This window comes from Sphingomonas adhaesiva, assembly GCF_036946305.1.
Taxonomy (GTDB): Bacteria; Pseudomonadota; Alphaproteobacteria; order Sphingomonadales; family Sphingomonadaceae; genus Sphingomonas; species Sphingomonas adhaesiva_B.
Genome location: NZ_JAQIJJ010000005.1, coordinates 304,829 through 318,534 on the forward strand (window position 1 = coordinate 304,829; position 13,706 = coordinate 318,534).

General features: G+C 68.7%; 12 protein-coding genes. 6 read left to right on the forward strand and 6 right to left on the reverse strand.

Annotated elements, in window-relative coordinates; translation table 11 throughout:
- The first annotated feature begins 41 nt into the window (after positions 1 to 41).
- From PGN14_RS10510 to PGN14_RS10535, 6 genes are all read left to right on the forward strand, one after another.
- Positions 42 to 716, forward strand: a complete 675-nt coding sequence (locus PGN14_RS10510; protein ID WP_335299464.1) for a DUF1013 domain-containing protein — start codon at positions 42 to 44, stop codon at positions 714 to 716.
- Positions 717 to 1,032: 316 nt separating this feature from the next.
- On the forward strand, positions 1,033 to 2,121 hold the full coding sequence (locus PGN14_RS10515; RefSeq protein WP_335299465.1) for an MBL fold metallo-hydrolase: 1,089 nt from the start codon (positions 1,033 to 1,035) through the stop codon (positions 2,119 to 2,121).
- A gap of 19 nt (positions 2,122 to 2,140) precedes the next feature.
- Positions 2,141 to 2,911: a 3'-5' exonuclease gene (locus PGN14_RS10520; RefSeq protein ID WP_335299466.1), complete on the forward strand. Its 771-nt coding sequence runs from the start codon at positions 2,141 to 2,143 to the stop codon at positions 2,909 to 2,911.
- Positions 2,912 to 2,999: 88 nt separating this feature from the next.
- A complete protein-coding gene (locus PGN14_RS10525) occupies positions 3,000 to 4,511 on the forward strand; it encodes a sensor histidine kinase (RefSeq protein WP_335299467.1) in 1,512 nt (503 codons plus the stop codon).
- Positions 4,508 to 4,951: a response regulator gene (locus PGN14_RS10530; RefSeq protein WP_335299468.1), complete on the forward strand. Its 444-nt coding sequence runs from the start codon at positions 4,508 to 4,510 to the stop codon at positions 4,949 to 4,951. The genes PGN14_RS10525 and PGN14_RS10530 overlap by 4 nt, the downstream gene beginning before the upstream one ends.
- A complete protein-coding gene (locus PGN14_RS10535) occupies positions 4,948 to 6,003 on the forward strand; it encodes a sensor histidine kinase (protein WP_335299469.1) in 1,056 nt (351 codons plus the stop codon). Before PGN14_RS10530 ends, PGN14_RS10535 begins: the two co-directional genes overlap by 4 nt.
- Positions 6,004 to 6,085: 82 nt before the next feature.
- Here PGN14_RS10535 and cysN read toward each other — a convergent pair whose 3' ends face one another.
- From cysN to PGN14_RS10565, 6 genes are all read right to left on the reverse strand, one after another.
- A complete protein-coding gene (gene cysN / locus PGN14_RS10540; protein WP_335299470.1) occupies positions 6,086 to 7,996 on the reverse strand; it encodes a sulfate adenylyltransferase subunit CysN in 1,911 nt (636 codons plus the stop codon).
- A gap of 151 nt (positions 7,997 to 8,147) precedes the next feature.
- Positions 8,148 to 9,044 carry a sulfate adenylyltransferase subunit CysD gene (gene cysD / locus PGN14_RS10545; RefSeq protein WP_335299471.1) on the reverse strand — a complete coding sequence of 299 codons (897 nt, stop codon included), beginning with the start codon at positions 9,042 to 9,044 and terminating at the stop codon, positions 8,148 to 8,150.
- Positions 9,041 to 9,856, reverse strand: a complete 816-nt coding sequence (cysQ, locus tag PGN14_RS10550; protein WP_335299472.1) for a 3'(2'),5'-bisphosphate nucleotidase CysQ — start codon at positions 9,854 to 9,856, stop codon at positions 9,041 to 9,043. The genes cysD and cysQ overlap by 4 nt, the downstream gene beginning before the upstream one ends.
- A 164-nt stretch (positions 9,857 to 10,020) precedes the next feature.
- The gene (locus PGN14_RS10555; RefSeq protein WP_335299473.1) at positions 10,021 to 11,376 is read right to left on the reverse strand and encodes a cytochrome P450; all 1,356 of its coding nucleotides are present in this window, start codon (positions 11,374 to 11,376) and stop codon (positions 10,021 to 10,023) included.
- Complete coding sequence (locus PGN14_RS10560; RefSeq protein ID WP_335299474.1) at positions 11,376 to 12,458, reverse strand: zinc-binding dehydrogenase; 1,083 nt, start codon at positions 12,456 to 12,458, stop codon at positions 11,376 to 11,378. Before PGN14_RS10560 ends, PGN14_RS10555 begins: the two co-directional genes overlap by 1 nt.
- Entirely contained in the window at positions 12,455 to 13,669 is a 1,215-nt protein-coding gene (locus tag PGN14_RS10565) for an LLM class flavin-dependent oxidoreductase (protein WP_335299475.1), read from the reverse strand. Before PGN14_RS10565 ends, PGN14_RS10560 begins: the two co-directional genes overlap by 4 nt.
- Positions 13,670 to 13,706 lie beyond the last annotated feature (37 nt).

Here is a 13,706-nt window from a genome sequence, read left to right on the forward strand (position 1 = left end):
TCCGGGAAGGGGCGGCCCTTTGCATTTATGGAGTTCCCCGCATGAACCAGCCGCTCATGCCCCATGCCACCGCCTCCTGGCTGGTCGACAATACCGCGCTTTCCTTCGAGCAGATCGCCGATTTCTGCGGGCTGCACATCCTGGAGGTGCAGGCGATCGCCGACGATACCGCCGCCACCAAGCTGACCGGGCGCGACCCCGTCCGCGCGCACGAGGTGACGCAGGAGGAGATCGACAAGGCGCAGGCCAATCCCGATTACCGCATGAAGATGACCAAGGGGCCGGAGCAGGTGCGCCGGACCAAGGGGCCGCGCTACACGCCGGTCAGCAAGCGGCAGGACAAGCCCGACGGCATCGCGTGGATCATCCGCAACCACCCGGAGATCTCGGATGGCGCGATCGGCAATCTGATCGGCACCACGCGCACCACGATCGCGGCGATCCGCGACCGCAGCCACTGGAACATCGGCAACATCACGCCGAAGGATCCGGTGACGCTGGGCCTGACGACGCAGCGCGAACTGGACGCCGCGGTGGCCAAGGCCGCGAAGGCGGCGGGCATCGAGCAGCAGCAGACCGACACGCGGCTGGACGGCGACCGCGAGGCGCTGATCGCGTCGCTGCGCGCACAGCGCGACCAGGCGGCGCGCGATGCGGAGAATGGCGTGGAGGGCGAGACGCAGCGCCCGGCGTTCGAGGATCCGTTCCGCCGCTGAGGTTGGCAGCGCTTTACTCCTGCGCCCCGTCATTCCCGCGCAGGCGGGAATCCATACGCGCAGGTGGTGCGGCTCGATCCGCCACGGCAGCGGCAATGGATCCCCGACTTCGCGGGGATGACGAAGGGAGGGCGTGAACGGCCCTAGCATCATCGCCAAGCCCCTCGTCACTCCGGCCTTGAGCCGGGGTCCCGCTTCTTCCGCGACGTCGATGAAAAGCGGGACCCCGGGTCAAGCCCGGGGTGACGAAGAGCGCTAAGCCGCTCGCTTCATTTACCGCGTGACGTGTGCCCCCGTCACGCGCTACGCCGTTGCCATGGCAACGCATTACCAGCGCGCGCTCATCGGTGACGAAGGGCTGACCCCGACCAGCAGCGAAGGGCTCACTTTCCCCTTCGGCGACCGCGCGCCGCAGCCGGGCGAGCTGTTGACGATCGCGCCGGGCATTCGCTGGTGGCGCGTGCCGATGAGCGGGCCGCTGAAGCACGTCAACGGCCTGATCCTCGACGATGGCGCGGACGAACTGCTCGCGATCGACACCGGCACCGCCTCGCCGCGGTCGACCGAGGCGTGGCGCACGATTTTGGAGGGGCCGCTGGCGGGGAAGCGCGTGACGCGCATTCTGGGCACCCACATGCACCCCGATCATATCGGGCTGGCGGGATGGCTGTCGCGGCGGTCCGACGATGCGCCGATCCTGATGACGCGCACCGAATGGCTGATGGCGCGGATGCTGTCCGCCGATGCACGGCCGGAGGTGCCCGAGGAGCAGGTCGCCTTCTGGCGCGGTGCGGGCTGGGATGCGGAGCAGGTCGCGACCGCGTCGAAGGGCGGCTTCTCCAATTTCGCGAAGATGATCGCGCGGCTGCCGCTGGGCTATGTCCGCATCCGTGATGGCGAGGTGCTGCGCATCGGCGGTGCCGACTGGCGCGTGGTGGTGGGCAGCGGGCATTCGCCCGAGCACGCCTGCCTGCTGGACGAGGAACGCCGCATCCTGATCGCGGGCGATCAGGTGCTGCCGCGGATCAGCTCCAACATTTCGCTCCACGCCAATGAGCCGGGTGCGGACCCGCTGGGCGACTGGCTCGCCTCGATCGAGCGGTTCCGCGAACTGCCCGACGACCTGCTGGTGCTGCCGGGCCACGGCGATCCCTTCTATGGCCTGCACGCCCGGCTCGATGCGCTGGAGCGCGAGCATCGCGACCGGCTGGACGCGCTGGTCGCGCACATGACCGAGCCGCGCCGCGCGGTCGATTGCTTCGGCCAGCTGTTCCGCCGCCCGATCGGCCCCGACGTGATCGCGATGGCGACGGGCGAGGCGCTGGCGCACCTGCGCCATCTGGAGGTCACGGGCCGCGCCCGCCGCGAGGTGCGCGACGGCATATGGTGGTATTCGCGCGCGTAAAGGCCCACATGGGATACGCATGATGTACCCCCGCCGCCGCCAGCAGCAGATCATCCGCGTCGTCGACCTGGAAACCACCGGCTCCGCCCCGCCCGCCCATGCCGTGTGCGAGGTCGGCTGGCAGGACGTGGCACTGGGCGAGGACGGCCGCTGGGAGCTGTATGGCGAGGGCGGCAACATCCTGGTCAACCCCGGCCGCCCGATGCCACCGATCACCCAGGCGATCCACCATATCCGCGACGAGGACGTCGCCGATGCGCCCTGGTGGCACGATATCGCGCGGCAGGTGCTGGACCCCTATCCGCGCCGCGTGGCGCTCGCGGCGCACCGCGCCGCGTTCGAGGAGCAGTTCTGCACCCCGGCGCTGACGCATGGCGCGGACTGGATCTGCACCTGGAAATGCGCGCTGCGGCTGTGGCCCGACAGCCCCAGCTTCTCCAATCAGGTGCTGCGCTACTGGCGCAAGCCCGCCGGGATGGAGCATGAGCGCGGGCTGCCCGCGCATCGCGCCTTTCCCGACGCCTATGTCACCGCGCATCACCTGCGCGACCAGCTCAACGAGGCGTCGGTGGCGCAGCTGATCCAATGGTCGAAGGAGCCGGGGCTGCTGCCACGCGTCCGCTACGGCCCCGATCGCGGCAAGGAATGGCGCGAGATCGAGGAGGAGAGCCTGGTCAAGTTCCTGACCGACCGCGACCCCGACATCCGCTTCACCGCCGAGACCGAAATGGCGCGGCGTCGCGGCGGCGGGCACGTCGGGCGCATGAACCCGCAGGAATTGCTGCTGTAGTTTGAGGGTTACAGGGTAGCCGTCGCTAACCCGCTTTACGAAAGTAACGCTGGCGCAACGGCACCCCCCACGATACGCCCCGTCCGATATGGCCGGCGATGGGCGCAACGACGACAGTATCGGACGCAGGCTGACCGGCTTCATGGTGGTGGGCTTTCTGGCGCTGCTCGCCGTCGGCATCGCGGCATGGTGGACGACCAGTCGCGGGCAGACCCATATCCGCTGGCTGGCACACAGCTACGAGGTGCAGAACGCGATCCTCGACGCGCGCCAGACGATCGAGCGCGGCGAGACGTCGCGCCGCGGCTACCTGCTGGCACCGGCGCAGCGCGATTTCCTCGCCATCTACCGCAACAGCGCGCATGCCGTGCCCGCGCGGCTGAAGCACCTGCGGCGGCTGGTCCGCGACAATCCGGAGCAGAGCGCGCTCTACGCCCGCCTGCTGATGCAGATGCAGGCGCTGGCGGTGATCCGCGAACGCTCGCTCGACCTGATCGCGACCGGGCGGGTCGCGGAGGCGCGTGCCGCGTTCGACACCGAACATTCGGCGCTGCCGATGGCCATGATCCGCGACACGCTGGACCAGATGAGCGCGGCGGAGCAACGGCTGCTGGCGATCCGCGAGCGCGACGTGATCGACAGCGAGCGGATGTTCTACGCGGTGCTGGTGCTGTCGGGCGTGCTGCTGCTGATCGTCGCGATCACCTCGTTGCTGACGATCCTGGGCTATACCCGCGACCTGTCGCGATCGCGCGACGCGCTCGCCACGCTCAACGCGCATCTGGAGGAGATGGTGACCGAGCGCACCGCCGACCTGACGCGCGCGAACGAGGAGATCCAGCGCTTCGCCTATATCGTCAGCCACGACCTGCGCTCGCCTCTGGTCAATGTGATGGGGTTCACCGCCGAACTGGAGACTGCCGCCACGCCGCTGCGCGCGCTGGTCGATCGCGTCGCCGCGGAGGCGCCCGCGCTGGCGGACGAGGCGGCGACGCTCGCCGCGCGCGAGGACCTGCCCGAGGCGATCGGCTTCATCCGCTCCTCGACGCAGCGGATGGACCGGCTGATCAACGCGATCCTCCAGCTGTCGCGCCACGGCCGCCGCACGCTGGCGCCCGAGCGGCTCGACGTCGCGGCGATGGTCGACCAGATCGGCGAGACGCTGGCGCATCGCCTGACGGAGGCGGATGCGGTGCTGGAGGTGTCCGGACGGCTGCCGACGGTGGTCAGCGACCGCTTCTCGGTCGAGCAGATCCTGTCCAACCTCATCGAGAATGCGGTCAAGTATCTGCGCCCCGGCGTTCCCGGCCGCATCACGGTCCGCGGCCGGCATGAAGGCGCGCGGATCATCTACGAGATCGCCGACAACGGCCGCGGCATCGCCGCCGCCGATCATGCGCGCGTGTTCGACCTGTTCCGCCGCTCCGGCGCGCAGGACCGCCCCGGCGAAGGGATCGGGCTGGCGACCGTGCGCGCACTCGTCTTCCGGCTCGGCGGGCTGATCGACCTCACCTCCACGCTGGGCGAGGGCACCACCTTTCGCCTGTCGCTCCCCCTCGCCCTCGCCCCCCACGACAAGATTCAGGACAAGCCCCAGTGAACACGCAGCAATCCGTCAACATCATCATGATCGAGGATGACGAGGGCCACGCCCGGCTGATCGAGAAGAACATCCGTCGCGCCGGGATCATGAACGACATCCGTCACTTCACCGACGGCACCAGCGCGCTCGACTATATCTTCAACGACGAAGGCGGGCCGGCGCGCAACGGCCCGGCGCTGATCCTGCTCGACCTCAACCTGCCGGACATGAGCGGCACCGACATTCTGGCGCGGATCAAGGGCGGCGACGGTGCGGTCAAGCGCACCCCCGTCGTGGTGCTGACCACCACCGACGACGCACGCGAGATCCAGCGTTGCTATGACCTGGGCGCCAACGTCTATATCACCAAGCCGGTGAACTATGAGAATTTCGCCACCGCGATCCGTCAGCTGGGGCTGTTCCTGTCGGTGATCCAGGTGCCGGACATCGAGGGATGACGCCCGGCGCTGCGCCCCACGTCCTCTATATCGACGACGACGCCGGCATCCGGCGGCTGGTGACGCGCGCGCTGGAGCGGCGCGGCTATGCGGTCACCACCGCGGAGGGCGGCGAGGCGGGCGTAGCAGCGGCAGCGGCGGCGCGGTTCGATCTGGTCGCGGTCGACCATTACATGCCCGGAATCGACGGGCTGGAGACGATGGCACGGCTGGCGCAGCTGCCGGAGCCGCCGGCGATCGTCTATGTCACCGGATCGGAGGAGAGCCGCGTCGCGGTCGCGGCGCTGCGCGCGGGCGCGGCGGATTATGTCGTGAAGACGCCGGGCGAGGATTTCTTCGACCTGCTCGACGCGACCTTCCGCCAGGTCCTGACGCGCACCGACCTGTCGACCGCCAAGTCGCGCGCGGAGGCCGACCTGCGCGCCAGCAACGCGCGGCTGGAGGCGCTGCTGGCGGAGGTGAACCACCGCGTCGCCAACTCGCTCCAGATCGTCTCGGCGATGGTGCGGATGCAGGCGGGCGCGGTGGCCGATCCGGCGGCGCGCGCCGCGCTGGAGGATACCGAGCGCCGCATCGCCGCGATCGCGCACGTCCATCGTCGCCTGTACAGCGGCGACGACGTCGAGCATGTCGACATGCGCGATTATCTGGCGCAGTTGATCCGCGAGCTGGCCGCCACTTGGTCGACCGCGGATCGCCCGCGCGAGCTGACGCTGGAGGCGACGCCGCTCAACCTGCCGACCGATCGCGCAGTGTCGCTGGGCGTGATCGTCACCGAACTGGTCAGCAACGCGTGCAAATATGCCTATCCCGACGGGCACGGGCAGGTGCGCATCACGCTGACGCGGGCGGACGACGACCGTTTCCGCCTGACGGTGGAGGACGACGGCGTCGGCATCGGCGACGCGCCGCCCAAGGGGACCGGAGTCGGCACGCGCCTGATCCGTGCGATGGCGCAGAGTCTGGATACGGTAGTGGAATACGACCCCACGCATGCGGGGACGCGCGCGATCCTGTCCGCGGCGGTGCGGGGATCGGCAGCGCGGGGGTAGTGCTCCTGCGCACGCAGGAACCCAGGGTTACACGCGTTGGCGTTCGTGGCCCTGGGCTCCTGCGTTCGCAGGAGCACGGGAGCTATTCCTCCTCGCGCGCCAGCAGCCAGGCGACGATGCGATCCGCAGCCGCCTCGGCATCCTCGGCGGCGGTATCGACGCGGATCTCCGGGGTTTCCGGCGCCTCATAGGGGCTGTCGATGCCGGTGAAGTTGGCGAGCTTGCCCGAGCGTGCCTTGGCGTAGAGGCCCTTCACGTCGCGTGCCTCCGCCGCGGCCAGCGTGGTGTCGACATGGACCTCCACGAATTCGCCGCCCGCCAGCATCTGGCGCACCATGTCGCGTTCGGCGCGGAACGGGGAGATGAAGGCGGTCAGCACGATCAGCCCCGCATCGGTCATCAGCCGCGCGACCTCCCCGATGCGGCGGATGTTCTCCACCCGGTCGGCGTCGGTGAAGCCCAGGTCGCGGTTGAGGCCGTGGCGCACATTGTCGCCGTCGAGCAGGAAGGTGTGGCGGTTCATCCGCACCAGCTTTTTCTCGACCAGATTGGCGATGGTCGACTTGCCCGCGCCCGACAGGCCAGTGAACCAGACCACCGCAGGGCGCTGATTCTTCAGGTCGGCGCGCTTCTCGCGGGTGATGTCGAGGTGCTGGCGGTGGACGTTGGCGGCGCGGCGCAGCGCGAAGCGGATCATGCCGGCGGCGACGGTGGCGTTGGTCGCCTTGTCGATCAGGATGAATCCGCCCAGCTCGCGGCTGTCGGCATAAGGCGCGAACACCAAGGGCCGGTCGAGCGCGAGCGTGACGACGCCGATCGCGTTCAACTCCAGCGTGCGCGCGGCGGTTTCCTCCAACGTGTTGACGTTGACCTGATATTTGGGCGTGCGCAGCGTCGCCGAGGCGCTCTGCGTGCCCAGTTGCAGCGCGTAGGAGCGGCCCGGCAACATCGGCTCGTCCGCCATCCAGACCAAGGTCGCTTCGAACTGGTCGGCGACCTCGGGCGGGTCGTCGGCGGCGGCGATCATGTCGCCGCGCGAGCAATCGACCTCGTCCGCCAGCGTCAGCGTGACCGACTGGCCCGCCTGCGCCTCCGCAAGGTCGCCGCCGAGCGCGACGATGCGCGCCACATGGGTGGTGCGCCCGGAGGGGACGATGCGGACGGGATCGCCCGGCTTCACCACGCCGCTGGCGATCGTGCCCGCGAAGCCGCGGAAGTCGAGGTCGGGGCGATTGACCCATTGTACCGGCAGGCGGAAGGGACCGCGGGCGTCGCGGTCGGCGTCGACGGGGACGTTGTCGAGATGCTCGATCAGCGTCGGGCCGCGATACCAGGGCATCGCCTCCGACCGGATGTTGGCGATGTTATCGCCCGCAAGCCCGGAAACGGGGATCGCGGTGAAATTCGTGATGCCGATCTCGCTCGCAAAGGCGCGATAGGTCAGTTTGATGCGCTCGAATGTTTGCGCATCATAGCCCACAAGGTCCATCTTGTTGACGGCCAGCACGATGTTGCGGATGCCGATGAGGTGGGCGAGGTACGAATGGCGCCGCGTCTGCGTCAGCACGCCCTTGCGCGCATCGACCAGGATCACGGCGAGGTCGGCGGTCGATGCGCCGGTCACCATGTTGCGGGTATATTGTTCGTGGCCGGGGGTGTCGGCGACGATGAACTTGCGCTTCTCCGTCGCGAAGAAGCGATAGGCGACGTCGATCGTGATCCCCTGCTCACGCTCCGCGGCGAGGCCGTCGACCAGCAGCGCGAAATCGATGTTCTGGCCCTGCGTGCCGACGCGCCTGCTGTCGACCTCGAGCGAGGCGAGCTGGTCCTCGAAGATCTGCTTCGAATCGTAGAGCAGGCGGCCGATCAGGGTGGACTTGCCGTCGTCGACCGAGCCGCAGGTGATGAAGCGCAGCAGCGACTTCGCCTCGTGCTGCGCGAGATAGGCGGCGATGTCGTCGCGGATGAGCGCATCGGGCTGGTAGGTGGTCATCAAATCCTCCCCGGCACGGGGAGGGGGACCAGCCGCAGGCTGGTGGAGGGGGGCTTCCGCAGGCGAAGCGCGTCGTGGCGCTCCCCCTCCACCACCGCGCTACGCGCGGCGGTCCCCCTCCCCGTCCCGGGGAGGATTGCATATGTCCCCATCAAAAATACCCCTGCTGCTTCTTCTGCTCCATGCTGGCGCCGGCGTCCTTGTCGATCGCGCGGCCCTGGCGTTCGCTGGTGGTGGTCAGCAGCATCTCGCGGATCACGTCGTTGAGCGTCGCCGCGTCGCTCTCCACCGCGCCGGTCAGCGGGTAGCAGCCGAGCGTGCGGAAGCGGATCGAGCGGTCGACCGGCACCTCGCCGGGTGCCAGCCGGAAGCGATCGTCATCGACCATCAGGATCAGGCCGTCGCGCTCGACCGTGGGGCGCGGTGCCGCGAAATAGAGCGGAACGATCTCGATCCCCTCGCGCGCGATATATTGCCACACGTCCAGCTCGGTCCAGTTGCTGATCGGGAAGACGCGCATGCTCTCCCCCTTTGCGTGGCGCGCATTGTAGAGGTGCCACAGTTCGGGGCGCTGCGCCTTGGGATCCCAGCGGTGGGTCGCGGTGCGGAAGGAGAATATGCGCTCCTTGGCGCGGCTCTTCTCCTCGTCGCGGCGTGCGCCGCCGAACGCGGCGTCGAAGCCGTGGAGGTCGAGCGCCTGCTTCAGCCCCTCCGTCTTCCACAGATCGGTGTGGAGCGCGCCATGGTCGAAGGGATTGATCCCCTGCGCCAGCGCATCGGGGTTGCGGTGGACCAGCAATTCCATACTCGCATCGCGCGCGGCTTTGTCGCGCAGCTCGTACATGGCGCGGAATTTCCACGTCGTATCGACATGCAGCAGCGGAAACGGCGGCGGCGCGGGGTAGAAGGCCTTGCGCGCGAGGTGCAGCATGACGGCCGAATCCTTGCCGACCGAATAGAGCATCACCGGCTTGTCGGCGACCGCGGCGACCTCGCGAAGAATATGGATGCTCTCCGCCTCAAGCCGGTCGAGATGGGTCAGCGTCATGCGAGGAACGGCCGGAGCGGCGCGGGCTCATAGCCGCCGGTGGCGACGAAGCCGGCGTTGCGAAAACCCGGCTTGCCATAGAGGAACGGCGCACCATCCACGTCGAGCGTGCGCCCGCCCGCGGCGCGCAGAACGGCGTCGCCCGCGGCGGTATCCCATTCCATCGTCGGGCCGGTGCGGGGATAGACGTCCGCCTCGCCGCTGGCGACCAGCACGAACTTCAGGCTGGAGCCGACCGAGACGCGCGCGGCGATCCCGCCGGCGTCGAGCCATTCGTCGAGGCCGGGCATGGCGTGGCTCTTCGACGCGACCGCGCGCGGGGCGTCGGCACAGGCGCGGACGTGGATGGTGCGGGTGTCGTGGCGCTCGCCATCGGGTTCGCGCACTGCCTGCCATGCGCCGTCCCGCGCATCGCCCCAATAGACCGCGTTGCGCGCAGGCGCATAGACGACGCCCATGGTGGGCACGCCGCCCTCGACCAGCGCGATGTTGACGGTGAAGTCGTCGCCGCGCTTGATGAACTCCTTGGTGCCGTCGAGCGGGTCGACGAGGAAGAAGGCATCCGCGGCATCGGGCATGCGGCCGGCGGCGGCCTCTTCCTCCGCGACGACGGGGATGGCGGGGGTGATGGTGGCAAGGCCGGTGAGGATCACCGCCTCCGCCTCGCGATCGGCGATGGTGACGGGGCTTTCGTCCGCCTTGTGCATCACGGTGCAGCCGGCGACGAAATGCCGCCACACGACGTCGCCCGCGGATTCGGCGAGCGATACGAGCATCGCCATCAGGGCGCGGCGGTCGGTGAACTCGATCATGGGAGGGGTATGTGGCGTGGCGACGGGGGTGTCGCCAGCAAGTTTGGCGTGTGGGGGGGAAAGTGGGGGTTGGTGCGGGGGGTACGGGGAGGTTGCTCTCGGTGAGACACCGACCCCTCACCCCGACCCTCTCCCCGGAGGGGAGAGGGAGCTTGTCCCGCTCCCTACGCCGCGGCCGCCTTGCGCTCCGGGGTGAACTCCACCTCCAGCCGCTTGATCGCATGGACGAAATTGTTCGGCGCGATGTCCATGTCGCCGGACCAGCGGATGTCGGGGAAGCGCGTGAAGATCTGGCGATAGGCTTCCTCCAGCTGCAATTGCGCGGTCATGCGACCGATGCAGATGTGCGGGCCGTGGCCGAAGGCGATGTTCTTCTCCGCATTGGCGCGGCGGATGTCGAAGCGCTCGGGGTCGGGGAACATCGCGGGGTCGCGGTTGGCGGCGCCGTAATACATGATGACCTTCTCGCCTTGCGCGATCTTCTGGTCGTGGACCTCGACGTCGGCGGTCGCGGTGCGGCGCATGTAGATCACCGGCGATACCATGCGCGTGATCTCGTGCACCGCATTGGTCAGCAGGCCGGCATCATCCTGCAACAGCGCCTTCTGCTCCGGATTCTCGGTGAACAGCTTCATCGCGCCGCTGAGCGAGTTGCGGGTGGTGTCGTTGCCGGCGAAGACGATCAGCAGCCACGCGCCGTCGAGATATTCGCCGGGCAGCTTCTCGCCCTCCACCTCGGCATTGGCGATCGCGCTCATCAGGTCCGCCTGCGGATCCATGCGGCGTTTCGCCAGCATGTCGCGGCCATATTCGAACATCTCGGCGACGTTCTTGTTGAACAGTTCGATGAAGGCGGCGATCTGCGGATTGGGTTCGGACAGGCCGGCGAGCTGGTCGATCTGCTCCATCGCGATCTGCTGCGCCATCTCCAGGAAGTGGATCCAGTTGATGAAGCGCTCGCGGTCCTCGATCGGGACGCCCAGCATCTCGCAGAGCGTGAAGATCGGCAGGCGCTGCGCGAACTTTTCGACGAAGTCGCATTTGCCGAGCGGGGCCATCGTGTCGAGCAGGCGCGTCACCTCCGCGGAGACGCGGTCGCGCAGGCCGCGCATATAGGTGGCGGTGAAATAGGGCATATGCTCCTTGCGGAGCTGACGGTGCGGGCGGCCGTCGAGGTTGATCATCGAGTTGGTGGAGGCGGAGAAGAGCGTCGGGTGGCGCGTCTCCTGCGGCCCGAGCGCCATCAGGATGCCGCCGGTCTCGGACGAGAAAGTTTCGGGATCGCCGTTGACGCGCTTCACGTCCTCATAGCCGGTCAGTGCCCAGAAGCCGGTGCCGCCGCGCGGCTCCGGGTGCCACATGACGGGTGCCTGTTCGCGCATCGCGGCGAAATCGGCCCAGGGCTGGCCGCGGGTGAAGCCCTTGATATCGATGAGGTCGACGCCGGGCAGCGTCGGATAGGTCTGGCCGAACGAAGGGCCGGCGCGGCCCTCGACGATATGGTCGCTGACGAGGCGCATCAGTGGGACTCCTGCGGCGTGACGAGAATTTTACAATGCTGGTCGGGGTCGGCGAGCGCGGCGAAGGCGCCCGCGACGCCGTCGAGCGGGACGGTGCCGGTGATCGCCGGCGCGACGTCGATCCGCGCATCGGCGATGTGGCGTAGCGTGGCGGCGAATTCGTCGGGGGTGTAGCCCAGCACGAACTTCAGTTCGATCGCCTTGTTGATGCACAGGAACGGCTCGATCGTGTCGCTCTGCATGCAGACGCCGGCGACCAGGATCTGGGTGCCGTTGGGCACCGCCTCCACCAGCGACTGGATGACGCCGGGGACGCCGACGCATTCGAACACGATCGCGCGCTTGCCCGCCTGTCCCGACATGGCCAGCACCGAGCGTTCGGCGCGGCTGACGGGGACGCCATAGGAGGCCCAGCGCGCGTGCGGATTTTCGCGGGCCGGATCGATGACCACGTCGGCGCCGAACGCCTCGGCGATGCGGCGGCGGGCGGGGGAAAAATCGGAGGCGATGACGGGGCCGAGCCCGCGCGCCTTGAGCGCGGCGATGACCGCGAGGCCGACCGGGCCGCAGCCGACGACGAGGTTGACGGTATCGGGGCCGGCGTCGGATTCGGCGACGGCGTGCTCGCCGACCGCGAACGGCTCGGTCATCGCCGCCTGCGCATCCGACAGCCCGCCGGGCACCTCGATGAGCAGCGGCTCGGCAAGCAGCATCGTCTCCGCGAAGCCGCCGGGGAAACGGTTGGAATAGCCGACCGTCTCCATGCCGCTCGCGGTCGGCATGACGGGGAGCGAGACGACGCGCGTGCCGGGCTTCAGCCGGCGGTCGGTGCCGGGGCCATGATCGAGGATCTCGGCGCAGAATTCATGGCCGAAGACGATATCGGCCGCGGGGTCGATCAGCCCCGGCTCGCCGCTGCGCTTGCCGAGTTCGACCATGGCATCCAAGCCATGGACCGCGTGCAGGTCCGACCCGCAGATGCCGCAGCACAATGTCCTGACGACCACCTGTCCGGCGGACGGCACCGGATCGGCGATCGTGTCGACCACCAAGGCGGGGCCGCGCCGGACGACGGCCTTCACTCCGCGGCCTCGGGTTTCTTGTCGAGGCCCATGGCGGCGAGGATCTCGGGCCGGATGTTGTCGCTGCCCTTGGCGGCGACATGCTGCGCGACGCGTGCGCCGACCGCGGCCTGCGCCTCGCCGATGAAGCGCGGGCGGTTGTCCGCGGCCCAGCGCAGCGAGGCGTCGCGGTTGGCGTTCGAATCCTGGAACGTCGGCATGACGTGGCGCGCGATCAGCTCGTAGCTTTTCTTCTTCGCGTCCCATTCGGCCCAGTTGGTGTCGAGCGTCAAATAGGCGCCGAAGCCGCCCGACTGTTCCTGCAACCGCGCGATCTGCGCGACCGCATCTTCCGGCGTGCCGACCACCGCCATGCCGCTGTCGACCAGCGAATCGACCGGATCGCTGCCGTCGTTCGGCGCGAGCGGGAGCGCGGCGACCTCGCGGAAATAGTAGAGCCACTGCTCGATGCCGTAGCGGACCTGCGCGCGCGCCTCCTCACGCGTGGCGGCGACGTGCATCGGGCCGACGAGGCGCCAGCCGTCGCGGTTCATGATGCGCCCGGCCTCCTTCGCCTGCGCCTCCGCGATCGCCCAGTTGCTGGCGAGCGCGTTGAAGCCGCCGGCCTGGGTCGCGCCGATCGACAACATGCCGACGCCGTGGCGCCCCGCCGCCTGTGCCCCGGTGGGCGACACCTGGCTCGCCACCGCGATCTCGACCGAGGGGCGGGTATAGGGACGCATCTGGAGCCGCGCCTCGTTGAGGGTGAACCAGTCGGTCTCCTTGGTCACCACCTCGCCGCGGAGCAGCGGGACCAGCACGTCGAGCGCCTCGTCCATGCGGTCGCGCTGCTTCGCCACCGGGATGCCCATCATGAACGCGTCGGAGGGGAGCGCGCCCGGGCCGACGCCGAACATCACGCGGCCGCGGGTGACATGGTCGAGCTGGTTGATGCGGTCCGCCAGCATCAGCGGATGGTGGTACGGCAGCGAGGAGACGCCGGTGCCGAGCCGGATGTGCCTGGTCCGCTCCGCGACGGTGGCGATGAACAGTTCGGGGCTGGCGATCAGTTCGTAGCCGGCGGAATGATGCTCGCCGATCCACGCCTCGTCATAGCCGAGCTTGTCCATATGGACGACGAGATCGAGATCGCGCTCGATCGCCTGCGTGGGGTTCTCCCCCAGCGGGTGGAAGGGCGCGATGAACGCCCCGAAGCGCAGCCGGTCGGCCATGCCACTCTCCTCAGCATAAGTTTTGTTCTGGAACCGA